Source organism: Streptomyces fradiae ATCC 10745 = DSM 40063 (assembly GCF_008704425.1).
GTDB lineage: Bacteria > Actinomycetota > Actinomycetes > Streptomycetales > Streptomycetaceae > Streptomyces > Streptomyces fradiae.
Genome location: NZ_CP023696.1, coordinates 3,181,085 through 3,205,542, shown reverse-complemented (window position 1 = coordinate 3,205,542; position 24,458 = coordinate 3,181,085). Strand labels below are relative to the sequence as shown.

The 24,458-nt window shown below is 74.2% G+C and carries 18 protein-coding genes and 4 tRNA genes; 12 read left to right on the top strand and 10 right to left on the bottom strand.

Annotation, left to right across the window (positions count from 1 at the left end; translation table 11 throughout):
- Nucleotides 1–44: 44 nt before the first annotated feature.
- The 4 genes from CP974_RS14160 to purM all read left to right on the top strand — a co-directional run bounded on the left by CP974_RS14160 (nucleotide 45) and on the right by purM (nucleotide 4,921).
- Entirely contained in the window at nucleotides 45–848 is an 804-nt protein-coding gene (locus CP974_RS14160) for a maleylpyruvate isomerase family mycothiol-dependent enzyme (protein ID WP_031133083.1), read from the top strand.
- Between the two features lie 425 nt (nucleotides 849–1,273).
- Nucleotides 1,274–2,107, top strand: coding sequence for an META domain-containing protein (locus tag CP974_RS14155; protein ID WP_031133081.1), 834 nt, complete (start codon nucleotides 1,274–1,276; stop codon nucleotides 2,105–2,107).
- A gap of 163 nt (nucleotides 2,108–2,270) precedes the next feature.
- On the top strand, nucleotides 2,271–3,797 hold the full coding sequence (purF, locus tag CP974_RS14150) for an amidophosphoribosyltransferase (RefSeq protein ID WP_031133079.1): 1,527 nt from the start codon (nucleotides 2,271–2,273) through the stop codon (nucleotides 3,795–3,797).
- A 44-nt stretch (nucleotides 3,798–3,841) separates the two neighbouring features.
- Nucleotides 3,842–4,921 (top strand): phosphoribosylformylglycinamidine cyclo-ligase, encoded by a 1,080-nt coding sequence (gene purM / locus CP974_RS14145; RefSeq protein WP_031133077.1) that lies wholly within the window; start codon nucleotides 3,842–3,844, stop codon nucleotides 4,919–4,921.
- A 57-nt stretch (nucleotides 4,922–4,978) separates the two neighbouring features.
- Here purM and CP974_RS14140 read toward each other — a convergent pair whose 3' ends face one another.
- A complete protein-coding gene (locus CP974_RS14140; protein WP_031133075.1) occupies nucleotides 4,979–5,230 on the bottom strand; it encodes a DUF3073 domain-containing protein in 252 nt (83 codons plus the stop codon).
- A gap of 432 nt (nucleotides 5,231–5,662) precedes the next feature.
- Nucleotides 5,663–6,745, bottom strand: coding sequence for a Leu/Phe/Val dehydrogenase (locus CP974_RS14135; RefSeq protein ID WP_031133073.1), 1,083 nt, complete (start codon nucleotides 6,743–6,745; stop codon nucleotides 5,663–5,665).
- Between the two features lie 153 nt (nucleotides 6,746–6,898).
- Between CP974_RS14135 and CP974_RS14130 the strand changes: the two genes are divergently transcribed.
- Nucleotides 6,899–7,756 carry a DUF8083 family protein gene (locus CP974_RS14130; RefSeq protein ID WP_031133071.1) on the top strand — a complete coding sequence of 286 codons (858 nt, stop codon included), beginning with the start codon at nucleotides 6,899–6,901 and terminating at the stop codon, nucleotides 7,754–7,756.
- 519 nt (nucleotides 7,757–8,275) lie between these two features.
- Nucleotides 8,276–8,482: a developmental transcriptional regulator BldC gene (bldC, locus tag CP974_RS14125; RefSeq protein WP_003949541.1), complete on the top strand. Its 207-nt coding sequence runs from the start codon at nucleotides 8,276–8,278 to the stop codon at nucleotides 8,480–8,482.
- A gap of 443 nt (nucleotides 8,483–8,925) precedes the next feature.
- Here bldC and CP974_RS14120 read toward each other — a convergent pair whose 3' ends face one another.
- The 3 genes from CP974_RS14120 to hrpA form a co-directional block, all read right to left on the bottom strand.
- A complete protein-coding gene (locus CP974_RS14120) occupies nucleotides 8,926–9,219 on the bottom strand; it encodes a DUF6274 family protein (RefSeq protein WP_031135540.1) in 294 nt (97 codons plus the stop codon).
- A 303-nt stretch (nucleotides 9,220–9,522) separates the two neighbouring features.
- Nucleotides 9,523–9,597, bottom strand: a tRNA-Asp gene (locus CP974_RS14115).
- A gap of 90 nt (nucleotides 9,598–9,687) precedes the next feature.
- Nucleotides 9,688–13,647: an ATP-dependent RNA helicase HrpA gene (hrpA, locus tag CP974_RS14110; RefSeq protein ID WP_031135542.1), complete on the bottom strand. Its 3,960-nt coding sequence runs from the start codon at nucleotides 13,645–13,647 to the stop codon at nucleotides 9,688–9,690.
- A gap of 224 nt (nucleotides 13,648–13,871) precedes the next feature.
- On the opposite strand from hrpA, the gene CP974_RS14105 reads away from it, so the two are divergent.
- From CP974_RS14105 to CP974_RS14095, 3 genes are all read left to right on the top strand, one after another.
- Nucleotides 13,872–14,438 (top strand): hypothetical protein, encoded by a 567-nt coding sequence (locus tag CP974_RS14105; protein WP_140160813.1) that lies wholly within the window; start codon nucleotides 13,872–13,874, stop codon nucleotides 14,436–14,438.
- A 105-nt stretch (nucleotides 14,439–14,543) separates the two neighbouring features.
- A complete protein-coding gene (locus CP974_RS14100) occupies nucleotides 14,544–15,284 on the top strand; it encodes a DsbA family protein (protein ID WP_031135546.1) in 741 nt (246 codons plus the stop codon).
- Nucleotides 15,281–16,150 (top strand): cytochrome c biogenesis CcdA family protein, encoded by an 870-nt coding sequence (locus CP974_RS14095; protein WP_031135548.1) that lies wholly within the window; start codon nucleotides 15,281–15,283, stop codon nucleotides 16,148–16,150. The genes CP974_RS14100 and CP974_RS14095 overlap by 4 nt, the downstream gene beginning before the upstream one ends.
- Before the next feature lie 867 nt (nucleotides 16,151–17,017).
- Here CP974_RS14095 and CP974_RS14090 read toward each other — a convergent pair.
- From CP974_RS14090 to CP974_RS14070, 5 genes are all read right to left on the bottom strand, one after another.
- Nucleotides 17,018–17,677, bottom strand: a complete 660-nt coding sequence (locus CP974_RS14090) for a PRC-barrel domain-containing protein (protein ID WP_031136680.1) — start codon at nucleotides 17,675–17,677, stop codon at nucleotides 17,018–17,020.
- 328 nt (nucleotides 17,678–18,005) lie between these two features.
- Nucleotides 18,006–18,082: transfer RNA gene (locus CP974_RS14085), tRNA-Phe, on the bottom strand.
- Nucleotides 18,083–18,106: 24 nt separating this feature from the next.
- A tRNA-Asp gene (locus CP974_RS14080) sits at nucleotides 18,107–18,181 on the bottom strand.
- 39 nt (nucleotides 18,182–18,220) lie between these two features.
- Nucleotides 18,221–18,293, bottom strand: a tRNA-Glu gene (locus CP974_RS14075).
- Nucleotides 18,294–18,594: 301 nt separating this feature from the next.
- Nucleotides 18,595–20,157: a metallophosphoesterase family protein gene (locus CP974_RS14070; protein ID WP_037939877.1), complete on the bottom strand. Its 1,563-nt coding sequence runs from the start codon at nucleotides 20,155–20,157 to the stop codon at nucleotides 18,595–18,597.
- 457 nt (nucleotides 20,158–20,614) lie between these two features.
- Here CP974_RS14070 and CP974_RS14065 point away from each other — a divergent pair, with 457 nt between their 5' ends.
- The 3 genes from CP974_RS14065 (at nucleotide 20,615) to CP974_RS14055 (ending at nucleotide 24,451) form a co-directional block, all read left to right on the top strand.
- Nucleotides 20,615–20,965, top strand: a complete 351-nt coding sequence (locus CP974_RS14065) for a metallopeptidase family protein (RefSeq protein ID WP_031137344.1) — start codon at nucleotides 20,615–20,617, stop codon at nucleotides 20,963–20,965.
- 181 nt (nucleotides 20,966–21,146) lie between these two features.
- Nucleotides 21,147–21,836: a hypothetical protein gene (locus CP974_RS14060; RefSeq protein WP_150485810.1), complete on the top strand. Its 690-nt coding sequence runs from the start codon at nucleotides 21,147–21,149 to the stop codon at nucleotides 21,834–21,836.
- Nucleotides 21,837–22,180: 344 nt separating this feature from the next.
- On the top strand, nucleotides 22,181–24,451 hold the full coding sequence (locus CP974_RS14055; protein ID WP_031133823.1) for a DEAD/DEAH box helicase: 2,271 nt from the start codon (nucleotides 22,181–22,183) through the stop codon (nucleotides 24,449–24,451).
- Nucleotides 24,452–24,458 lie beyond the last annotated feature (7 nt).

The window sequence follows — 24,458 nt, the reverse complement described above, 5'->3', positions numbered from 1 at the left end:
GCGCCGCGTTCCGCGACAGGAGGCGGCGGCGGTAGCCTCGGCCCATGCCCCAGCCGAGGAAGCGCGCCCGCCGGTACGACTCCGAGAAGACCCGCGCGGCGGTGACCGCGCAGTTCGCGCACGTGCGGGAGGCCGTCGAGGGCCTGACGCCCGAGCAGCTGGCACTGCCGACGCGCCTGGGGGAGTGGACGGTACGCGAACTGGCCGCGCACATCGCCCTGGTGCTGCGGTCCGTCGTACGGGGCGTGGCCGCGCCCGAGCCGGCCGCGCGGGACGTGGTGCTGCTCGACTGGCCCGCGGCGACGCGGGGCTTCGCGGGCGCCGTGGACGAGGACACGCGGGAGCTCGCCGAGTGGGCCGACGAGGCCGGCGGCCTGCGCGAGCTGTACGCGCGCACGGCGGAGGAGTTCGCCGGGGCGCTGGCCGCGGCGCCGGACGAGCGGCTGATCGTGACGCGCTTCGGCGGGATGCCGCTCGGCGACTTCCTGGTGACGCGGACGGTGGAACTGACGGTCCACACCGACGACCTGAACGCGGCGGCGGGACTGGCCGTGCCGCACGACCGGCAGGCCCTGGCCGCGTGCACCCGCGTGCTGGCCGACGCACTGGCGTCGAAGGCGCCGGGCGGGTCCGTGGAGCTGCGGGTGCCGCCGTACGCGGTGGTGCAGTGCGTGGAGGGACCCCGGCACACGCGCGGGACGCCGCCCAACGTGGTCGAGACCGACCCGCTGACCTGGGCCCGCCTGGCGACGGGCCGCACCCCGTGGGGGGAGGCCCTGACGGAGGCCCGCCTCCAGGCGAGCGGCGACCGGGCCGACCTGGCCCCGTGGCTCCCCGTCCTGGGCTGACCCCGCGCCCGGTCGGCCCGGACCCGGCCCCGGCGGACGCCCCCCACCACCGGCCCGGCCGAGCCGCCCCCGCGGGGGCCCGCGCCCCCAGACGTAGCGCCCCGGTGCGGCCCCACCAGGCCCGTACCACGCCGGGCCCCACCGGGAGCGGAAGGCCCCGTCGCCCCGGCGGCGCCCGGAGACGCCCCGGCAGAGATCCGACCAGAAGCAGCCCCACCAGGGGGAGCTCCCCACCAAGAGCAGCCCCCCACCAAGGGCTGCCCCACCAGAAGCAGCCCCACCAGGGGGAGCCCGCCCCCCGGCAAGGCCCCGCCCCAGGGAGGCCCGCCCGCCGGGAGCCGGGCCTCCGGCCTCCAGGGACGGCCCCGGCCCCCGGAAGCGCGCCCCGGGCGGAACCGCTCTCGCCGCTCCCCCGTCAGAGGGGCATGCCGAACACCAAGCGCCTGCTCCCCGTCCTCGTGGTCGTCGCCGCGACCGCCACCGTCCTCGCCGGCTGCTCCTCCGACGGCGGCACAGCCGGCTCGGGAGGCGGCGACCGGCCCGGCATCCCCCTCACCGGCACCCACTGGAGCCTCGACGCCGTCACCGTCGACGGCGCCCGCCGGGCCGCCCCCGCCCGCAGCACCGCCTCCATCGAGTTCACACCCGACGGCACCGCGCACGGCAGCACCGGGTGCAACCGCTTCACCGCCAAGGCGGCCGTCAACGGCGACACGGTCACCGTCGGGGAGGTCACCATGACCGAGATGGCCTGCGAGAAGCCCGTACAGGACTTCGAGGACGCCTTCCGCGCGACGTTCACCGGCACCCTCCGCGCCGAGCTGGGAGAGAGCGGCGGCACCGACCGCCTCACGCTCACCGCCCCCGGCGGCGACTCCCTCGCCCTCTCCGAGCGGCCCGAGGCGCCCCTCAAGGGCACCACCTGGGCCGTGGACACCCTCCTGGAGGGCGGGACGGCCGGCTCGCTGCCCGAGGGCGTCAAGGGCAGGCCGCACCTCACCATCGCCGCCGACGGCAGCGCCCGCGGCAACCTCGGCTGCAACAACTTCACCGCCACCGTGCGGACCGACGGCGACAAGCTGACGTTCGACAGGCTCGCCGTCACCCGCCGTATGTGCACCACCCTCCAGAACGGCCTGGAGCAGAAGCTGTACGGCACGCTCGGCAGCGGCCCGGTGACGTACCGGATCGACGGCCGGCAACTCACCGTCACCGCTCAGGACGGAAACGGGTTCGCGGCCCGCGCGGACGCCGAGTAGGGGCCGCCGCGGGTGCGAGGTCCGTCACACCGCGACCGGCCGGAAAGCGCCCCCGGCGGGCGGGAAAGGCCCCCTGGTCAGGGAGCCCTCCCCGCCGGGGGGCCACCGGAGCGGCAGCGTCCCCAATTCGGACCAGTGGTCGATCTCGCCTACACTCGGTGGCGTGCCACGTGGTGACGGTCGACTCAATCACGATCTGCTTCCCGGCGAGAAGGGCCCCCAGGACGCTTGTGGCGTCTTCGGTGTCTGGGCCCCGGGTGAAGAGGTCGCAAAGCTCACGTACTTCGGGCTCTACGCCCTCCAACACCGGGGTCAGGAATCCGCTGGAATAGCGGTCAGCAACGGCTCCCAGATCCTCGTCTTCAAGGACATGGGACTCGTCTCCCAGGTCTTCGACGAGACCTCCCTCAGCTCCCTCCAGGGTCACATCGCGGTCGGTCACGCCCGCTACTCGACCACCGGCGCGTCCGTCTGGGAGAACGCCCAGCCGACGTTCCGTGCCACGGCCGAGGGCTCCATCGCCCTCGGCCACAACGGCAACCTGGTCAACACCGCCCAGCTCGCCGAGATGGTCGCCGACCTCCCCAAGAAGGACGGCCGGGCCCCCCAGGTCGCCGCCACCAACGACACCGACCTCGTCACGGCCCTGCTCGCCGGGCAGACCGACGAGGACGGCAAGCCGCTCACCGTCGAGCAGGCCGCCGCCAAGGTCCTCCCCGAGGTCCGGGGCGCCTTCTCGCTCGTCTTCATGGACGAGCACACGCTGTACGCCGCCCGGGACCCGCAGGGCATCCGCCCGCTGGTCCTCGGCCGGCTGGAGCGCGGCTGGGTCGCCGCCTCGGAGACCGCCGCCCTCGACATCGTCGGCGCCAGCTTCGTCCGCGAGATCGAGCCGGGCGAGCTCATCGCCATCGACGAGAACGGCCTGCGAACGTCCCGCTTCGCGGAAGCGAAGCCCAAGGGCTGCGTCTTCGAGTACGTCTACCTGGCCCGCCCCGACACCGACATCGCCGGGCGGAACGTCTACCTCTCCCGTGTGGAGATGGGACGGAAACTGGCCGCGGAGGCACCCGCCGACGCCGACCTCGTCATAGCGACGCCCGAGTCCGGCACCCCCGCCGCGATCGGGTACGCGGAGGCGAGCGGCATCCCGTTCGGCGCGGGCCTGGTGAAGAACGCCTACGTCGGCCGGACCTTCATCCAGCCGTCGCAGACCATCCGCCAGCTGGGCATCCGGCTCAAGCTGAACCCCCTCAAGGAAGTCATCAAGGGCAAGCGCCTGGTCGTCGTCGACGACTCGATCGTCCGCGGCAACACCCAGCGCGCGCTCGTGAGGATGCTCCGCGAGGCCGGCGCCGCCGAGGTCCACATCCGGATCTCCTCGCCGCCCGTGAAGTGGCCGTGCTTCTTCGGCATCGACTTCGCCACCCGCGCCGAGCTGATCGCCAACGGCATGTCCGTGGAAGAGATCGGCAAGTCCCTCGGCGCGGACTCCCTCTCCTACATCTCGCTCGACGGCATGATCGAGGCGACCACGATCGCCAAGCCGAACCTGTGCCGGGCCTGCTTCGACGGCGAGTACCCCATGGAGCTCCCCGACCCCGAGCTGCTCGGCAAGCAGCTGCTGGAGACGGAGCTCGCCGCGGGTCCCGCCGCCACGGCCGCCGTCGACGCGCTCCGCCGCCCGTAGGCGATCTCCCAGACCCCCGCTGTACACACGAAAGTTCTGTAGCCATGTCTCAGGCCACCAGTGCCACGGGCGGCGCCAGCTACGCCGCCGCGGGCGTCGACATCGAGGCGGGCGACCGCGCCGTCGAGCTGATGAAGGAGTGGGTGAAGAAGACGCAGCGCCCCGAGGTCCTCGGCGGCCTCGGCGGCTTCGCCGGACTCTTCGACGCCTCCGCCCTCAAGCGCTACGAGCGCCCCCTCCTCGCCTCCGCCACCGACGGCGTCGGCACGAAGGTCGACATCGCCCGCCGCATGGGCGTGTACGACACGATCGGACACGACCTGGTCGCCATGGTCATGGACGACATCGTGGTGTGCGGCGCCGAGCCCCTCTTCATGACCGACTACATCTGCGTCGGCAAGGTCCACCCCGAGCGGGTCGCCGGGATCGTCAAGGGCATCGCCGAGGGCTGCGTCCTCGCCGGCTGCGCCCTCGTCGGCGGCGAGACCGCCGAGCACCCCGGCCTGCTGGGCCCCGACGACTTCGACGTCGCCGGCGCCGGCACGGGTGTCGTGGAGGCGGACCGCCTGCTGGGCGCCGACCGCATCCGTACGGGTGACGTGGTCGTCGCGATGGCGTCGTCCGGTCTTCACTCCAACGGGTACTCGCTCGTCCGCCATGTGCTCTTCGACCGGGCCGGCATGCAGCTGGACCAGCGGGTCGACGAGCTCGGCCGGACCCTCGGCGAGGAGCTGCTGGAGCCGACGAAGATCTACTCGCTGGACTGCCTGGCGCTCACCCGGACGACTGACGTGCACGCCTTCAGCCACATCACGGGCGGTGGGCTCGCCGCCAACCTGGCGCGGGTCGTCCCCGACCACCTGCACGCCTCGGTCGACCGGTCCACCTGGACGCCCGGCGCGATCTTCGACCTGGTCGGCAAGGCCGGGCAGGTGGAGCGGCTCGAACTGGAGAAGACCCTCAACATGGGCGTCGGCATGATGGCCGTCGTGCCCGCCGAGTCGGTGGACGTCGCGCTGGCGACGCTCGCCGACCGCGGGGTCGAGGCGTGGGTCGCCGGTGAGATCACCGAGCGCGGCGACCACCCGACCGGCGCCGCCCTGACGGGCGACTACGCGAGCTGACAAGCACTAAACCCGGTCCGGGGCAGTGCCCCGGACCGGGTCGGAAGAGTGCTGGCGTCAAGCGCCGCGACGGTGCGATGACGAACCGGACTCCTCGTCCTCGTCATCGTCGTCGTTGTACAGCTCCGCGTAGCGGGCGTACGGGTCGTCTTCCTCGTCGTCGTCCTCGAACGGCTCTCCGTTCGGAGGCTGACTCGAAGTCGATGCGCCCAGCTCGCTGGCCAGCCGTGCGAGGTCCGTCCCACCGCTGTTGTACTTCAGCTGGCGGGCGACCTTCGTCTGCTTGGCCTTGGCCCGGCCGCGCCCCATGGCTCGACCCCCTCGGTGACGGGGCTCGACGGCCCCAGAGTCTTGACACGCGTTCATGATGTGGGACGGACTCCCCGTGGAGAGACCGGCCCGTGGGCTTCAACGGTACCTGCTTCCGCGGCCATACGGTACGCCGCCCGCATGACGTGCCCCGGAGCCGAACCCGCGAGGCGCCCCGTCCTCGCTGGTCAGCTGCGATTTTAACCTCTTTCGGCAGGCGACCCGCCGATGGGCGTGAGGCATCTCTCCCCGCCCGCGGGCACAAGTCTGTGCGAACGCACCAATGCGGAGAGTGTTCGAGAGGTGTCCCTGGGTGCGTACGGTTCCGTCCGCCGGGCGCCCTGTCAAGAGTGCGGACCCGGCGGACGAACCCTCCGTGAGCGGAAGTGGCCGAAAAGTGGCCCTCGGTGACCGTCCCGATGGTGCGCCGGATCAGGCGCGGCGGGCCTCCGCCATCCGCTGCTCGGCGATCCGGTCGGCCGCGGCGGCCGGCGGGATGCCATCGGCCTTTGCGCGAGCGAAGATCTCCAGTGTGGTGTCGAAGATCTTCGCCGCCTTCGCCTTGCACCGGTCGAAGTCGAAGCCGTGGAGCTCGTCGGCGACCTGGATGACTCCACCCGCGTTGACGACGTAGTCGGGCGCGTAGAGGATGCCGCGCCCCTCCAGGTCCTTCTCGACACCGGGGTGCGCGAGCTGGTTGTTGGCCGCGCCGCAGACGATCCGTGCCGTGAGCACGGGCACCGTCTCGTCGTTCAGCGCGCCGCCGAGCGCGCACGGGGCGTAGACGTCCAGGCCCTCGGCGCGGATCAGCGCGTCGGTGTCGGCGACCACCCTGACCTGCGGGAACTTGTCGGTGATCCGGCGCACCGACTCCTCGCGGACATCGGTGATCACGACCTCGGCGCCGTCCTGCACCAGGTGCTCGACCAGGTAGTGGCCGACCTTGCCGACGCCGGCGACACCGACCGTCCGGCCGCGCAGCGTCGGGTCGCCCCACACGTGCTGGGCGGAGGCGCGCATGCCCTGGAAGACGCCGAAGGCGGTGAGGACCGAGGAGTCGCCGGCGCCGCCGTTCTCGGGGGAGCGGCCGGTCGTCCAGCGGCACTCGCGGGCGACGACGTCCATGTCGGCCACGTACGTGCCGACGTCGCAGGCCGTGACGTACCGGCCGCCGAGCGAGGCCACCATCCGGCCGTAGGCCAGCAGCAGCTCCTCGGTCTTGACCAGCTCCGGGTCGCCGATGATCACGGCCTTGCCGCCGCCGTGCTCCAGACCGGCCAGGGCGTTCTTGTACGACATCCCGCGCGACAGGTTGAGCGCGTCGAGGACGGCCTCCTCCTCGGAGGCGTACGGGTAGAAGCGGGTGCCGCCGAGGGCCGGGCCCAGGGCGGTCGAGTGGAGGGCGATGACGGCCTTCAGGCCGGAGGCGCGGTCCTGGCACAGCACGACTTGCTCGTGGCCGCCCTGCTCCGTGCGGAACAGGGTGTGCAGGACGCCGTCGGTCACATCGGTCACGGTGGTGACTCCCAAGTACGAAGCGGCGGTGTCGGCCCCTCCTAGGGGTGGGGAGGGACCTGCTGGGCAAGAGGGTAAGTCCTACCTGGGCGTAGGTCCGACGCAGTGCGCAGGATCACCCCCACGGGGGTGCGCGCGTGGAAGGATCGGCGCATGCCGGCTGTCTCCTCGGTCCTCGTCCCGTACGCCTCCTACCTGCGCGTGTACGAGCCCCTGGCCGCCTTCCCGGAGCCGGAGCGGAGCCACTGGGCCCGCTACGCGGAGCGGGTGCTGGACGGCGGGGGGCCCACGGCGCAGGACGAGCTGCGCCGCGCGCTCGCCGACCTGGTGCCGACCCCGCCCGCGCCGGTCCCGGTGCACGAGAGCGGCGACGCCTTCGTGGCGGAGGCGGGCGGCTCGGTGTGCGTCTGCCCGTGGCGCACCCGGCTGCGGGCCTGGCTGGCGCTGGAGGAGCTGGACCAGCTCCTGCCGCGGCCCGTGCTGGACGCCGTACTGCCGCCGGTGGTGCGGGGGCAGGCGGAGGCGGACCGGGAGCGCTGGCGGGCGCGCAACCCGGACGCGCGCCCCTGGATCAGGAGCGCGGTGTGGCAGGTGCCGGTGCGGTGGTTCGTGCTCTTCGCGGACGCCGAGCGCGAGTACGTACCGGGCGGCTCCGGGCCGGGGCGCACGCCGCTGCTGCGGTACCGGACGCCGATGGTGGAGGCGCGGCGGCGGGTGGCGCGGACGCTGCGGGCGCTGCGCGAGGCGACCGACGAGGGGCCGCTGACCGAGGGGCTGGTCGACGTGGGGCGGTGGCTGGAGGAGTTCCACCCGCGTTCGCTGGTGGAACTGGACTACGGCGGCCTGGTGCACGCCCTGCCGGCGGAACTGCTCGCGGAGGACCGGTCCGTGGCGGACGTCACGGCCGGGGTCGCGGCGCTGCGGGCGGGCGACGAGGCGGCGGCCCGGAAGGCGTACGAGCGGCTCGCGGAGCGCTGGGGTGCGGTGCGGGACCGGCAGTTCGCCAACTGAACCGAAAATTCCCCAGTTGTGGCTGTTGCGTCGGAGGCTGTTGCACCTGAGTCTTGTGTGACGTCAGGTGACGAGGGCTCCGTGGCGTGAACCGGGCCTTTGCCTCAAGGGTGATGGATTGCACTAACAGGGGCTCTTGCGCCCATCGCCCAACCTCGTGCCAAAATAGGACAAGGAGTCCGGGGAGGGCTCCTTCCGTCCAACTTTGGGCGGAAGGCTCAGCATTGCACGCTATGGGGGGTCTGGTGGCTCCTGATCGCTCTGTGACTGACCGTCGTTGTGACGTGACTGTCCGCTATGGCATGGTCCATCGGCTTCCGCCGCTGATGGACACCTGAGAGGGCAATTCCATCGGTTTGGCCGAACGTGGCTGGACAGATGGTGTAGTTGTAGTGCCGAGGACAAGCCGTTCGTCCTATAACCGACTCGGCCCGCGTCCGCCATTTCGGGCAACGCGGGTCAAGGTGCAGAATTTAGAGGAAAGAACCGAGAACGTCGGTTCTCCCGAGGAGGCCGCTCATGACCGCTCGCACCCCTGATGCCGAGCCGCTGCTGACCCCCGCCGAGGTCGCCACGATGTTCCGCGTGGACCCCAAGACGGTGACCCGCTGGGCGAAGGCCGGCAAGCTCACGTCCATCCGCACGCTGGGTGGACACCGCCGCTACCGCGAGGCGGAGGTCCGGGCGCTGCTGGCAGGTATCCCGCAGCAGCGCAGCGAGGCCTGAACACCCCTGTGAACCGGGCTCTTCCGGGCCCCCCAACCCGGTACGCCCACCCCAAGCACCACTGACGGCACCCCGCCCCAACGGGCTGACGTCACCGATCGCGCCGGACTCCGCCGAGTCCGGCGCGATCTCTTTGCGTCCGGAGCCGGGGCGGACGCTGGTGCAATTGCATGTATTAAATGGGGCTGGTGTAGGGGTGGGATAAGTGAAGCGGTGTCCGGGACGAGTTCCGTGACTCGCGTCACACTGGGGGTGGGGGTGTGCGGGGGCGCGCGGGGTGTTCCGAGGGCGCGTTGAGGGCGCTTCGGGGATGCCGGGAGTCGTTCCGGGGAGTCCCGGCCCTCGGGCGCCCAGGGGGCGTTGCGGGCGTCATGGGCGGGGCGGGGGCGTCGCCGGGGCGCTGCGGGGGCCGTGGGGGCGCGGGGGCGGTTTCCGACGGTGCGTCAGGGGCGGGCCCGAGCCGGTGCCGTGCCGGCGCTCTCGCGGGGCTCGTGGCCCTCGCGGGGCTCGTGGCCCTCGTGGGGCTCTCCGGGCTCCCGGCCCGCCCTGCCCTCGGGGTCTTCCCGGCTCTCCCGGCCCTCCCGGCGCTCGTGCGGGGGCGGCTCCGGCAGGGCGGCGTACTGGGCGAGGCGGTGGCAGACGGCGCAGTGCCGGGTGAGGTGGCGATAGCCCGAGGCGGCCGCCAGGTGGGCGCGCAGCAGCGCGCGGGTCTCGTGCCTGGCCGTGGCTGCCGCCATGCGCGTCACCTCCGTGGGGCCGGGCGCCCCTCTGCTGCTTGGGTACCCGCCCCCGCCCCGCCCGTCAACACCGCCCGGGGCAACCCGTTTCGGCCGCCCGGCCGTGCGCGCGCCGCCCGGCCGCTCGTGCGGGCCGCCTCCGCGTCGCCTCCGCGAGGCGCTGCGCCGGTCGTGCGGCGCTCCCGCGCCCTGCCGCACGGCTTCCCGAGGCTCCTCGCGGGTCACGTCCGGGTGGACGGCCCCCGAGTCGCGGCCGGACACGGCGAAGGCCCGCACCGAGACGGTACGGGCCTTCGAGAGATGCGGTCCTGACGGGATTTGAACCCGCGGCCTCCACCTTGACAGGGTGGCGAGCACTCCAAACTGCTCCACAGGACCAGGTTTCGCAGCCGGTCGCTCCTTGGCTGCGAGTAAGACTCTACAGCAGCTCGGACCGCGCGGTCGAACTCACCCAGGGCGATGGTCCCGTCACGGCGCCGCCGCGTCGATCGCCTTCACGATCCGCTTGTCCGACACCGGGTACGCCGTGCCCAGCGCGTGCGCGAAGTAGCTGACGCGCAGCTCCTCGATCATCCACCGGATGTCCAGGACCTCCTGCGGCACCGGGCGCCCCTTCGGGAACTGCTCCAGCAGCCAGGCGTACTCGTCCTGCATCTCGTGGACCTTCTCCATGCGGGTGGTGTCCCGCTGCACCGAGGTCGGCATCTGCTGGAGCCGGCGGTCCACCGCCACCAGGTACCGCATCAGGTCCGGCAGCCGCCGCAGGCCGGTCTCCGTGACGAAGCCGGGCCGCACGAGGCCCGCGAGCTGCTCCCGCACGTCCTGGAGGTTGTTCACCAGCGCCAGGCTGCTGGTCGCCTTCAGGCGCCGCTCGCAGGACTGCCAGGCGGCCAGGATCTGCTGGACCCGGTCGATCGTCCGCACGGTCAGGTCCACCAGGTCGGTGCGGACGCCGTCGTACAGCTTCCGGTACGCCTCCTCGTCCCACGCCGGGCCGCCGTGGTCGGCCATCAGCCGGTCCGCCGCGGCCGTGGCGCAGTCCTCGAAGAGGGCCTGCACCGAGCCGTGCGGATTGCGGGACAGGGCCAGCTTCTGCTGGTTCGTCAGCCGGTCGGACGCGAACTTCGCCGGGTTCACCGGGATGTTCAGCATGATGAGCCTGCGCGTGCCCCGCCACATCGCCCGCGCCTGCTCGGCCTCCGTGTCGAAGAGGCGCACGGCGACCGTCTCGCCCTGGTCGACCAGGGCCGGGTACGCCTTGACGGGCTGGCCGGCCCGCCGGGTCTCGAAGACCCGGGTGAGCGGGCCGATCGTCCAGTCCGTCAGACCCGTGCGCTCCAGCGACCCGCCCGACCCCGAGGGGCCCGCCGTGGCGGCCGCGGCCGCCTTCGACAGGGCCTGGCGGGCCTTCGGGCGCAGCTTCAGCCTCAGCGCCTCCAGGTCCTTGTCCTCGGCGAGCTTCCGGCGCCGCTCGTCGACGATCCGGAAGGTGATCTTCAGATGGTCGGGGAGCTTCCCCCAGTCGAAGTCGTCCGGGCTGACCGGCACGCCCACCATGCGCCGCAGTTCGCGGGCGAGAACGGTCGTCAGCGGCTCCGCGCTCGGCGCCGCCGCCTGGAGGAAGCGCCTGGCGAAGTTCGGCGCCGGGACGTAGTTGCGGCGGATCGGCTTGGGGAGGGAGCGGATCAGCTCCGTCACCACCTCCTCGCGCAGACCCGGGATCTGCCAGTCGAAGCCCTCGTCGACGACCTGGTTGAGCACCTGGAGCGGCACGTGGACGGTGACGCCGTCCGCGTCCGCGCCCGGCTCGAACTGGTACGTCACACGGAACTTCAGCGGCCCCTGCCGCCAGGCGTCGGGGTAGTCGGCCTTGGTGACCGCGCCCGCCTTCTCGTTGATGAGCATCTCGCGCTCGAAGTCGAGCAGCTCCGGCTCGTCGCGGCGCTTGTGCTTCCACCAGGAGTCGAAGTGCGCGCCCGACACCACGTGCTCGGGGATCCGCTGGTCGTAGAAGTCGAACAGCGTCTCGTCGTCCACGAGGATGTCGCGGCGGCGCGCCCGGTGCTCCAGCTCCTCGACCTCGGTGAGCAGCTTGCGGTTGTCCGCGAAGAACTTGTGGTGGGTGCGCCAGTCGCCCTCCACGAGGGCGTTGCGGATGAACAGCTCCCGCGACACCTCGGGGTCGATGCGGCCGTAGTTGACCTTCCGCTGGGCGACGATCGGCACGCCGTACAGCGTCACCTTCTCGTACGCCATCACCGCCGCCTGGTCCTTCTCCCAGTGCGGCTCCGAGTACGTGCGCTTCAGCAGGTGCCCGGCGAGCGGCTCGATCCACTCGGGCTCGATCCGCGCGTTGACCCGCGCCCAGAGCCGGGACGTCTCGACCAGCTCGGCCGACATCACGAACCGGGGCGGCTTCCGGAACAGCGCGGAGCCGGGGAAGATCGCGAACTTGGCGTTCCGCGCGCCCAGGTACTCGTTCTTCCCCGAGGGCTTGCCGCTCTCCGCCCCGGTGGTCTTCACGTCCTTCATGCCGACGTGGGAGAGCAGGCCCGCGAGGAGCGAGACGTGGATCTGCTGGTCGCCCGCGTCGTCCTCGTTGAGGTGTATCCCCATCTGCTTGGCGACCGTGCGCAGCTGGCTGTAGATGTCCTGCCACTCCCGGATGCGCAGGTAGTTGAGGTACTCCGCCTTGCACATCCGGCGGAACGCCGACGACGACAGCGCCTTCTGCTGCTCGCGCACGTACCGCCAGAGGTTCAGGAAGGCGAGGAAGTCGGACGTCTCGTCCTTGAACCTGGCGTGCTGCTGGTCCGCCTGCGCCTGCTTCTCGGCCGGGCGCTCGCGAGGGTCCTGGATGGACAGGGCCGCCGCGATGACCATGACCTCGCGGACGCAGCCGTTCTTGTCGGCCTCCAGCACCATGCGCGCGAGGCGCGGGTCGACGGGGAGCTGGGCGAGCTGCCGGCCGAGCGGGGTGAGGCGCTTCTTCGGGTCCTTCTGCGCCGGGTCGAGCGCGCCGAGCTCCTGGAGGAGCTGCACGCCGTCGCGGATGTTGCGGTGGTCCGGCGGGTCGATGAACGGGAACTTCTCGATGTCGCCGAGCCCGGCCGCGGTCATCTGGAGGATGACGGACGCCAGGTTCGTCCGGAGGATCTCCGCGTCCGTGAACTCCGGGCGGGCCAGGAAGTCGTCCTCGGAGTACAGCCGGACGCAGATGCCGTCGCTGGTACGGCCGCAGCGGCCCTTGCGCTGGTTGGCGCTGGCCTGGCTGACCGGCTCGATCGGCAGCCGCTGCACCTTCGTGCGGTGGCTGTACCGGGAGATCCGCGCCGTGCCCGGGTCGATCACGTACTTGATGCCGGGGACCGTCAGGGAGGTCTCGGCCACGTTGGTCGCGAGGACGATGCGGCGGCCGGCGTGCTGCTGGAACACGCGGTGCTGCTCGGCGTGCGAGAGGCGCGCGTACAGCGGCAGGACCTCGGTGTTCCGCAGCTGCTTCTTCAGCAGGGCGTCGGCCGTGTCGCGGATCTCCCGCTCGCCGGAGAGGAAGACGAGGATGTCGCCGGGGCCCTCCGCCTGGAGTTCGTCGACGGCGTCGCAGATCGCGGTGACCTGGTCCCGGTCGGGCTCCTCGGAGTCCTCCTCCAGCAGCGGCCGGTAGCGCACCTCCACCGGGTACGTACGCCCGCTGACCTCCACGATCGGGGCGTCCCCGAAGTGCCGCGAGAACCGCTCCGGGTCGATGGTCGCGGAGGTGATCACGACCTTGAGGTCGGGGCGCTTCGGCAGGAGCTGGGCGAGGTAGCCGAGGAGGAAGTCGATGTTGAGGCTGCGCTCGTGGGCCTCGTCGATGATGATCGTGTCGTACGCGCGCAGCTCGCGGTCCGTCTGGATCTCGGCGAGCAGGATGCCGTCCGTCATCAGCTTCACGAACGTGTCGGAGCCGACCTGGTCGGTGAAGCGCACCTTCCAGCCGACCGCCTCGCCGAGCGGCGTGCCCAGCTCGTCGGCGACGCGCTCCGCGACCGTGCGGGCCGCGAGCCGGCGGGGCTGGGTGTGGCCCACCATGCCGCGCACGCCCCGGCCGAGCTCCAGGCAGATCTTCGGGATCTGCGTCGTCTTGCCGGAGCCGGTCTCACCGGCGACGATCACGACCTGGTGGTCGCGTATCGCCGCCAGGATCTCGTCCTTCTTCTGGCTGACGGGGAGCTGCTCGGGATACGTGACCTCGGGGACGCGGGACGCCCGCTCGGCGGTGCGGGCCGCCGCCTTCGACGCCTCGGCGGCGATCTCGTCCAGCACGGCCTGCCTGGCCTCGGGCTTGCGGATGCGGCGGGCGCCTTCGAGACGGCGGCCGAGCCGATGGGCGTCGCGCAGCGAGACCTCGGTCAGCAGGGTCTGGAGGTCGGCGAAGGAAGTAGACATACCGTGACCCAGGATCTCACCCGCGGCTCAGGAGTGGCGAACCCATTTCGCCGTACCATTTCGGGCGAGCCGAACACCCGTCCCACGACCAGGAAGGCACCCGCCCGATGCCCCGTACCGACGCCCGGTGGCGGCGGCCCGGCCCGCAGGCCCACCCGCGGGCGGGGCGGCCGGTGCGGCGGGGTGCGCGGTCCGGGCGGCCGGGTGGCCGACCGGTGCGGTCCGTGGCGTTCGCGCGGTCCGGGTGGACCGTGTGGGGGCTGGTTCTGGGGGTGCTGCTGGTCTGTGCCTGCCCGGGGGCGTTCGAAGGCCGCGGGGCCGGCGAGCGCGCCCGCGGCGGTGGCCAGACGGCCGGTGAGTACCGCGTCCTCGGCGGCCGGGCGATGGCCGGTGAGGACCGCGTCCTCGCGGTCGGCGCCGGTGTGAGCGGAGCCGCTGTGGGCCCCTTCCGTCCCGCCGCGCCCGCGGTGCCCGCCGCCGTGGGGACTGCCGCGACCGGGCCCGCCTCCGGGGTGCCTGCCGCGGCAGGGGCCGCCGTCGGGCCCGTCGACGGGGAGTCGCGTACGCCCGGCTGCCGGGACGGCTCCGGTGCCCGTGACGGCGGCATGGCGCCCGCCGCCCCGCCGCGCGGCTTCGCCGCGGGCGACCTGCTGGCCGCGCCGCACGACGGGCGCGGTGACGCCTCCTGCGCCGGATGGGCGGCGTGGGAGCCGGACCCGGCCGGTCCGGAACGGGCCCCGCCCGCGCTCGTGCCCCCGTCCCTGATGGACCTGTCGATCCTGCGCGTGTAGGCGGGCGGGCGAGCGGCGGTCCCCTCCGCCACGCGCACGGCTCCGCCTTCCTCGCCCTCCTCTCCCCCCTTCGCCCTTCCACCGCCACACCGCAGGAGCACACGCATGTCCAGGAAGACCCGTTCCGCCAAGCCGTACGCCATCGGGGCAGGGGTCGTCGCCGCAGCCGGGCTGCTGGCCTTCGCCTCGTACACCGCCACCAAGCCCGGCGACCGCGACGCCTCCGGGGCGGCGGCGCCCGCCGCCTCCGCGCCCGCCTCCGCCGCCGCCGGGCAGGAGGGCGTCTACCCGGAGCTGGAGCGGCTCGCCCGCCGCGACGCGAAGGACGGCCTCGCCACGGGCCGCGCCGACGCGCCGGTGGTGCTCATCGAGTACGCCGACTTCAAGTGCGGCTACTGCGGCAAGTTCGCCCGCGACACCGAGCCCGTGCTGATCGAGAAGTACGTGAAGAAGGGCGTCCTGCGCATCGAGTGGCGGAACTTCCCGATCTTCGGCGAGGAGTCCGAGGGCGCGGCGCGGGCCGCGTGGGCGGCGGGGCGGCAGGGCCGATTCTGGGAGTTCCACCGGGCCGCGTACGCCGAGGACGCCAAGGAGAAGGGCTTCGGCGAGGAGCGGCTGACGGCCCTCGCCCGCGAGGCGGGCGTGCCGGACATCGCCCGGTTCACCCGCGACCTCGACAGCGCCGAGGCCAAGCGGGCCGTGACCCGCGACCAGGAGGAGGGGTACGGGCTGGGCGCGACGTCCACCCCGTCGTTCCTGGTCAACGGGCGGGCCATCGCGGGCGCCCAGCCGCTGGAGACGTTCACGGCCGCGATCGACGCGGCGGCGGCGAAGGCCGGCCGGTGACCGACGTCGGGTACCTGGCCGCCTTCCTGGGCGGTCTGCTGGCGCTGGTCAGTCCGTGCAGCGCGTTGCTGCTGCCGGCCTTCTTCGCGTACTCGATCGACTCGACGGCCCGGCTCGTCGCCCGTACGTGCGTCTTCTACGCGGGGCTGGCGACGACGCTGGTGCCGCTGGGCGCGGCCGGGTCGCTGGCGGGGCGGTTCTTCTACGGCCACCGGGACCTGCTGGTCGCGGTCGGCGGGTGGCTGATCATCACGCTGGGCGTGGCGCAGCTGCTCGGGCTGGGCTTCGCACCGCGCCGGCTGGCGGAGGCGAGCGGCCGGATCCGCCCCACGACGGCGTTGTCCGTGTACGCGCTGGGCCTCGTGTACGGACTCGCCGGGTTCTGCGCGGGGCCCATCCTGGGCGGGGTGCTGACGGTGGCCGCGCTGGGCGGCAGCGCCGTCTACGGCGGACTGCTGCTGGCCGTGTACGCGCTGGGCATGGCGGTTCCGCTGTTCGTCCTGGCGCTGCTGTGGGAGCGGTACGACCTGGGGCGGCGCGGGTGGCTGCGCGGCCGGGTGCTGCGGCCGGGCCCGCGGGGGTGGCGGGACGGCACCGGCTGGCGGGGGCGTGTGGGGCGGCTGGAGCTGCACACCACCTCGCTGCTGTCGGGTGCCTTCTTCATCCTGCTCGGTGCGCTCTTCCTGGCCTTCGACGGGACGAGCGCCCTGCCGGGCCTGCTCTCCGTGGACGCCTCGTTCGAGGTGGAGCGGTGGGCGGCGCGAGCGGGCGGGGCGGTGCCGGACTGGCTGCTGCTGCTGGCCGCGGTCGCCGCCGCGGGAGTCGTCCTGGGCGTGCGCGGCTGGCGCAGGCGCGGCCGGGCGTGAGGGGGCGGGGCCGGCCGGCGGTGGAGCCGTCCGGTGGCGGGTGCCCGGTGCGGTGCCCGGTGCGGGTCCGGTACGGGTGACCGGTCGCCGGGGCGGCTGACGGCGGGCTGTCCGGTGGCCGAGGTGGCCGCGCCGGGGCGGTGCGCGGCAGGTGTGCGCGGCGGGGCGCGCGGGGTCGGGGCGGGCGGGCTCCCGCAGGGGCCGGGTGGGGGCGTACGGGAGCGGCCCGGCCGGTGCCCGGCCGGTGCCCGGCCGGGCCGCTCCTCCCGCACGGGGGCGTGCCGGGCAGGCGTTCTGAGGCCGGGCCGGACGGGTGGGTGCCGCCGCCCGTGCCGGGGCCGGGGCCGTTGCCCGTGCCGCCGGGGCCGCCGCCCGTGCCGCCGCCCACGCCGGGGCCGCTGCCCGCGCCGGGGCCGGGGCTCGTGCCGGGGCCGGGGCTCGTGCCGGGGCCCGTGCCGGGGCGGACGCTCGGATCGGGGACCGGGCCGACGCCTGGACCACCGCCCGTGCCCCAGCCCGGGTCGGGGCCGCCGCCCGTGCCCCAGCCCGGGTCGGGGCCGCCGCCCGCGCCGCCGCCCGTGCCGGGGCCTTGGTCGCCTCCGCCTCCCCGTGTCCTCGACCGGAGGGGGAGGAGCCCGAGCAGGCCCAGCAGCCCGACGAGTCCCCACAAGCCCCAACCGCCGCCGCCATCGCCGTCGTGGCGGCCCCAGGCCGCCGGCGCGTCCCCCTGAGCGGGGGCGACCGTCACCGCGGAGTCCCGCCCCGCAGGGCCCTGTGCCGCCGCGGTGACCGAAGCCGGTCCCGCGGCCAGTACCGCCGCCAGGGCGGTTCCGGCCGCCACGCGGCGCGCGGCTCGGGCCCGTGCGGTCACTGGTCCGGGCCCCGCTTGGGGCCGCGCCACGGCTCCGGCCCGCCCTCGCGGCCGGTCCCGCTCTCGTCGTACTCGATCCGCTCCTCGCGGATCTCCTCGTGGCTCGGCACGCTGGTCGTCACCTCCTCCGTGACGACGTACCTGCGCAGCCGGACGCGCCCCGACTCGTACTCCGCCATGCCGATCTCGATCTGCTCCTCCGACCGGGTCACGCCCTCGTCCTCGCGGCCGCGCATCGCGGCGGCGGGCTCGCGGTGCTCGCTGACGTGGCGCTCGTGGGCGCCCGCCGATTCGACGGTGCCCGGGGTGCCGGTCCTGCCGCGGGCGCCCCCGCCGGGAGTGACCTGGTAGTGACGGTAGAGCCGCTGCTCCTCGGAGGCGTCGAGGTGCTCCTCGGTGTCGCACCGAGGGGCTTCCTTGATCATGTCCTTGGTGTACGGCACGTGGAGCTGCAAGTTCTGCCGACGAGCACCGGCCAGGGGGACGAAGGTCTCCTTGGTGCCGAACAGGCCGGTCTTGACGGTGATCCACTCCGGAGTGCCGAGCCGGTCGTCCACGTAGACCTGGCCGATCGTGCCGATCTTCTCGCCGTTCGAGTCGTACGCCGTCGCGCCCTGGAGGCCCTCCACAGGGAAAGCCTTCTCGTTCTGGGCCATGCTGGATCCTCCCTAGACGGGGGTCGGCCTCGTGAGCGCGCGGGTGAGGGCGCGGGAGCGGGCCGGACCCTGCGTCCATTGCCCGCGACCCGGATACGCCCCGCAACTCGGACGGGGCCGTATGCGCCCGGCCGTGTGCCGCCCCGGCCCCGCCCCTCGGCCCGCCGCCGTCCGCGGGGCCGTCGGGCCGGGCCGGGGCGGGACGTTCGGGTGGGGCCGGGCGAGTGGCGCGGAGACCGGGGAAGCCGGGGTCCGCCCTGTCGTGGCCGCGGGCGTAGCGGTCGGCGTGAACGGCGAAAGGCCCCGTCCGGAGACGGGGCCTTTCGGCTGGTGGCTGGGGCCGGGGTCGAACCGGCGACCTTCCGCTTTTCAGGCGGACGCTCGTACCAACTGAGCTACCCAGCCACGAGGTTTCACGTGAAACCTCAGCGGTCCTGACGGGATTTGAACCCGCGGCCTCCACCTTGACAGGGTGGCGAGCACTCCAAACTGCTCCACAGGACCAAGCATCGTGCGATCACTAGTCTCGCACAAGGTAAAGCGTGCCCCCAACGGGATTCGAACCCGTGCTACCGCCTTGAAAGGGCGGCGTCCTGGGCCACTAGACGATGAGGGCTAAGGGCCCACCTGGGCGCTTCGTCAGCGCGTCGGGGACGTGAGAAGCATATGGGATGGGGGGACGGTTCGCCAAAACGCTTTGCGCGGGGGTGCCGCGCACCGACTCGCGGCGCCCCCGCGTGCGGGTACCGCTGATCCGCCCGAGGGGCCGCCCGCCCTTCGGGGCGGGGTGCCGGGCCGTTCGCATCGGGCTCTCCGCTTCGGATCCGGACGGTACGGCCGGGCCCCGGGTGACCGGCCCCGAGCCGGTCACCCGCGTGGCGCGGCACCCGCGTGGCGCCGGCACGGGCGTGGCGCCGTCACGGGCGGGACGCCGGTGCGGACGGGCCCGCGGGCTGCGCCGGGGGCACGGCCGGGGGCAGAGGCCTGGCGGGCTCCGTGGAACCGCCCGTCGCCGGGGCCGTGGGCGTCGGGCCGGTGGGGGAGGGGACCGGGGCGGTACCCGGCAGGACCTCGTCCGGGACGTGGCGGGCCACCTCCGCCGTGGTCAGGCCCAGGCCGCCCAGCGTGATCTCGTCCCACGCCTGGAGCCGGCGCGTGTCCCGGTCCAGGTACAGCACCGAGGCGTGCACCCGCTCCGGCTTCTCGTTCTCGACCGCGCGCAGCCCGCCGCCGCCCGTGGAACCCTCGATCTTCAGGCGGGTGCCGTTCGGCAGCACCTCGTTGACCCGCCGGTGGACGTGGCCGGCCAGGACGAGCGGCACGGCGCCGTCCACCTGGTGGGCGGCGACCGGATTGTGGGCCACCGCGATGTCCACGGGGGTGCCCGCCCGCGCCTGTCCGCGCACGGCCTCCGCGAGCACCCGGCCGGCCGCCCGCTCGGCGCCGTCCCCGGCCGGCACGACCGAGCGGTCCGGCGTGAACTGCGGGTCGCCGACGCCCGCGACCCGCACGCCCGCGACGGTCACCGCCCGGCCGCCGTCCAGGACGTGCACGTTCCGCATGCCCTCCAGGTACTCCTGGGTGTCGGCCGAGTCGTGGTTGCCGCGCACCCACACGTACGGCGCGCCGAGGGTGGGGATCGGGTTCAGGAAGACGTTCTCGGCCGTGCTGCCGTGGTCCATCGTGTCGCCCGAGTCGATGATCAGGTCGATGTCGTACTGCTCCACCAGCGAGGCGACGATGTGCCACGACGCCGGGTTCAGGTGGATGTCGGAGACGTGCAGGACGCGGATCGTCGACGGGTCCGGCTGGTAGGTCGGCAGGGTCGACGTGGCGTCGTACAGCTTCGTCACGTTCGTGACGAGCCGCGCCAGTTCCTTCTGGTACACGTCGAACTCGGTGACGATCGACCGCGCGCTGCCGACGACCGACGGAGCGCTGCTGAGCAGCCCGGAGAAGCGCGGCTCCAGTACCGACTTCGGGTTCCACGTGGCGTACGCGGAGGCGCCCGACGCGGCGAGCAGCGCCAGGGCCAGCCCGCCGGCCGCCAGGGCGCGGCGCGGGCGGCGGTAGACGGCGAGGCCCAGGGCGGTGGCCCCGGCGACGACCGCGACACAGGACCGCACGGCCAGCTCCCGGGCGCCGTCCTCGACGTCCGCGGTGATCTCCTCCTGGAGGCCGGAGATCCGCTCGGGGCGCTCGACGAGGGCCTGGGAGCGGACCGGGTCCAGTTGGTCGACGTCCACGTCGAGGCGGATCGGGGCGGTGTGGGAGTCCAGTTCGAGCGCGCCGAGCGGCGAGACGTTGATCCTGGTGCCGCCGGTGAGCGAGGGGCGGAGCGCCATGCTCGTGTCGACGGGGCCGACGGGCGCGCGGACGCTGCCGACGACCAGCAGGCCCAGCCACGCGCCGGTGAGGACCACCGCGACCAGCCCGAGGGCGCGGGCCACCGGGTGCGGGGCCGCGCTCCCGGGGAGCAGCGCCCCGACGCGTCCGCGGGGGGTGCGGGCACCGGGGCGGAGGCGGCCCGGCCGGTTTCCGGGGTGGGCGGCGCCGCGGGTGGGGCGGCGGACGGGTGGGGTGGCGCGAGCGGGGCCGGGGCGTGCGGGGCCGGTGGCTGCCGGATCCGCGGGCGGGCGGTGGGCACCCGGGGGGCCTGCGGGCGTCGGGCCCGTGCCCGGGGGGCCGGGGGGTGTGGGGCCCGCGCCGGGGGGACGGGTGGGTGTGGGGCCCGCGCCTGGGGGGCGGGTGGGTGAGGGGTTCGCGGGACCGCCCTCCGCTCGGCGGCTCGCGCGGCGCAGGGCTCGGGCGATGCGGGCATACGCCGCACGGACTGCTGCTCGGGCCATTGGGGCCGTATGCCCGTGGGGGCGCGCGGCTATGCCCGTTCGCGCCCGTACGCGCCCGTTGTGCCCGGCGATCCACGACAATGGCCGAGTGCTGGAGATGACGCGCGAGGAGTTCGAGGAACTGGTGGCCGAGGCGCTCGACCGGATCCCCCCGGAGCTGACGCGGCTCATGGACAACGTCGCCGTGTTCGTGGAGGACGAGCCGTCGGCCGACGACCCGGACCTGCTCGGGCTGTACGAGGGGACCCCGCTCACCGATCGCGGCGAGTGGTACGCGGGTGTGCTGCCCGACCGGATCACCGTCTACCGGGGGCCGACGCTGCGGATGTGCGAGTCCCGGGAGGACGTGGTCGCCGAGACCGAGATCACCGTCGTGCACGAGATCGCCCACCACTTCGGCATCGACGACGCCCGGCTGCACGAGCTGGGCTACGGCTGACCGGCGCCCGGCCGGGGCACGGCACGGTGGGACGGCACCCGCCGGAAGGCCGGAGCGCGGCCGGCCCGCGGTCGGTGCGAGCCGGTGCCGGGCGGGGTGCGGCCGGTGCGCCGTCCGGGCGTGTCCCCGGCGGGGCGCGGGGAGTTGGGCAGGAAAACCCCGTCCGCCTGGAGGTGCCCGCGTGCGCCAGCTGCCCGCCCCCGTCCGATGGGCCGTGACCGCGGTCGCGGTCGTGGCCTCCGCCGGCTCCGTCGGCGGCTGCATGAGCGTGTCCGACGACAGCGTCAGGCCCCTGCCCAGCGAGTCGGTGGGCCCGTCGGGGGCCGCGGCGGCCGAGCGGGACGCCGAAGTGGCGGAGACCGGCGGCGGCCGCGAGCCGCGCGGCGCGGGAGCACCGGGCGGCGCGGCGGGCGGCGACGACGGCGCTGCGGAACGCTCCGCGGCGGCCTCCCCGTCCGCGTCGCCCGGCCGGGACGACGCCCCCGGCGGGCACGGTGACGCTCCGATGCCCGGCACGGGCCCGGGAGGCGGGGGTGCGGCGGGCGGCGACGGCACGGGCGCCGGCGGCGCGGGCACGGGGGGTACCGGGCCGGGCGGTGCGGACGGAGGCGCGGGCGGCGCGGGCGGGCACGGCGGGGGCACGGGGCCGGACGGGCCGTCTCCGGCGCCCTCCGGGTCCGGCGAACCGCCCGAGCCGGACCCCACCGACCCGCCGCAGACCGGCGAGCCGCCGACGACCGGCCCGACCGGCCCGTCCGAGCCGCCGGGGGAGTCGCCGCCCGCCGAGTCCCGTGTCCGGGCCCTGCGGGCTCCGTACGCTTCCGCCGGCCGGCCGGAGCCGGCCGCCTCACCGCAGGACGCCCCGGCCTGACACGGGCCCCGGCACGCGCGGTCCGCGACGGACAGGTGCGGCTCCGGCGGCCTGACGCGCCGGTGGCCCGGGTCGGCGTGGTGCCGGTCCGCGGGTGCCACGGAGTGTCGGCGTGACGCACGTCGCACCTCTCCGAGGCCGCGCGGCTTGCGCCCGGTGGGGTGAGGTGCGTATGGTGGTAGATCGTTTGATCCCATTTGCCCGGCGCCGTGAACCGAAGCGCGCCGTGTGGCGCGTACTCTCCCTTGCCGTGGCTGACCGCATCGAGGCGGTCGATTTGCTAAGCAGCGAAATCACGGAGTTGACGGGCGCGTGCCGAGACTCCGGAAGGTTTCGCATTTCGCATGTCCATTTCCAGCACTGACACCGTTCTGAACGAGAACACCGAGAACACCGAGAACCCCGCCCTCGCCGAGGTGACCGAGACCTCCGCCGCGGCGGAGGCGGCCGGCGAGCAGATCGTCGCCGAGGCCCCCGCCGGCACCGCGACCGACGCCCCCGAGGCCGAGGACGCCGTGGCCGCCGAGGCCGGCGCCGAAGAGGCCGAGGACGCCGAGGAGGCCGTCACCTTCGCGGCCCTCGGGCTCCCCGACGGCGTCGTCCGCAAGCTCGCGCAGAACGGCGTCACCGTCCCGTTCCCGATCCAGGCCGCGACCATCCCGGACGCCCTGGCCGGCAAGGACATCCTCGGCCGCGGCCGCACCGGCTCCGGCAAGACCCTCTCCTTCGGCCTGCCGCTGCTCGCCACCCTGGCCGGCGGCCACACCGAGAAGAAGAAGCCGCGCGGCGTCATCCTCACCCCGACCCGCGAGCTGGCGATGCAGGTCGCGGACGCGCTCCAGCCGTACGGCGACGTGCTCGGCCTGAAGATGAAGGTCGTCTGCGGCGGCACGTCGATGGGCAACCAGATCTACGCCCTCGAGCGCGGCGTCGACATCCTCGTCGCCACGCCCGGCCGCCTGCGCGACGTCATCAACCGCGGCGCCTGCTCCCTGGAGCAGGTCCAGGTCGCGGTGCTCGACGAGGCCGACCAGATGGCCGACCTGGGCTTCCTGCCCGAGGTCACCGAGCTGCTCGACCAGGTCCCGGCGGGCGGCCAGCGCATGCTCTTCTCCGCGACGATGGAGAACGAGATCGCGACCCTCGTCCGGCGCTACCTCAACGACCCGGTCAACCACGAGGTCGACAGCGCCCAGGGCAACGTCACGACCATGAGCCACCACGTCCTCGTCGTGAAGCCGAAGGACAAGGCCCCGGTCACCGCCGCGATCGCCGCCCGCAAGGGCCGCACGATCATCTTCGTCCGCACCCAGCTCGGCGCCGACCGCGTCGCCGAGCAGCTCCGCGACTCCGGTGTGAAGGCCGACGCGCTGCACGGCGGCATGACGCAGGGCGCCCGCACGCGCACCCTCGCCGACTTCAAGGACGGGTACGTCAACGTGCTCGTCGCCACCGACGTCGCCGCGCGCGGCATCCACGTGGACGGCATCGACCTGGTGCTCAACGTGGACCCGGCCGGCGACCACAAGGACTACCTGCACCGCTCGGGCCGCACGGCGCGCGCCGGCCGCTCCGGTGTCGTGGTCTCCCTGGCGCTGCCGCACCAGCGCCGCCAGATCTTCCGCCTCATGGAGGACGCCGGCGTCGACGCCTCCCGCCACATCATCGGCCAGGGCGGCGCCTTCGACCCGGAGGTCGCGGAGATCACCGGTGCCCGGTCGCTGACGGAGGTGCAGGCCGACTCGGCCAGCAACGCCGCCAAGCAGGCCGAGCGCGAGGCCGCCGACCTGGCCAAGCAGCTGGAGCGGGCGCAGCGCCGCGCCGCCGAGCTCCGCGAGGAGGCCGACCGCCTGGTCGCCCGCGCGGCGCGCGAGCGTGGCGAGGACCCGGAGAAGGCCGTGGCCGAGGCCGCCGAGGCCGCCGCCGCCCCGGTGGAGGAGGCGCCCGAGGCCGTGGCGACCGTACCGGCCCCGCGGGAGGAGCGCCCGTCGTACGACCGGCGCGACGACCGCCGGGACGACCGGCGCGACGACCGGCGCGACGACCGTCCGTCGTACTCGCGTGAGCGCCGTGACGACCGTCCCTCCTTCAACCGGGACCGCCGGGACGAGCGCCCGTCCTTCAACCGGGACCGCCGCGACGACCGCGGTGGCGACCGCGGCGGGTTCCGCCGGGACGACCGGCCGGCGTACGGCAACCGCGACCGGGGCGACGACCGCGGTGGTGACCGCGGTGGCTTCCGCCGTGACGACCGGCCGTCCTTCAACCGCGACCGCCGTGACGAGCGCCCCTCGTTCAACCGGGACCGCCGTGACGAGCGCCCGTCGTTCAACCGGGACCGCCGCGACGACCGTCCGTCGTCGCACGACCGCCGGGACGAGCGCCCCTCGTTCAACCGGGACCGCCGTGACGACCGCGGTGGCGACCGTGGCGGCTTCCGCCGCCCGGACCGTCCGTTCAACCGCGACCGCCGCGACGACCGCCCCGCGGGCGGCCACCGCTCCGGCGGCCACGACCGCCCGTACGGCCGCCGTGACGACCGCCGTGACGACCACCGGGGCTCCGGCTCCTTCGGCCGCCGCGACGACAAGCCGCGCTGGAAGCGCAACGGCTGACGCTCCG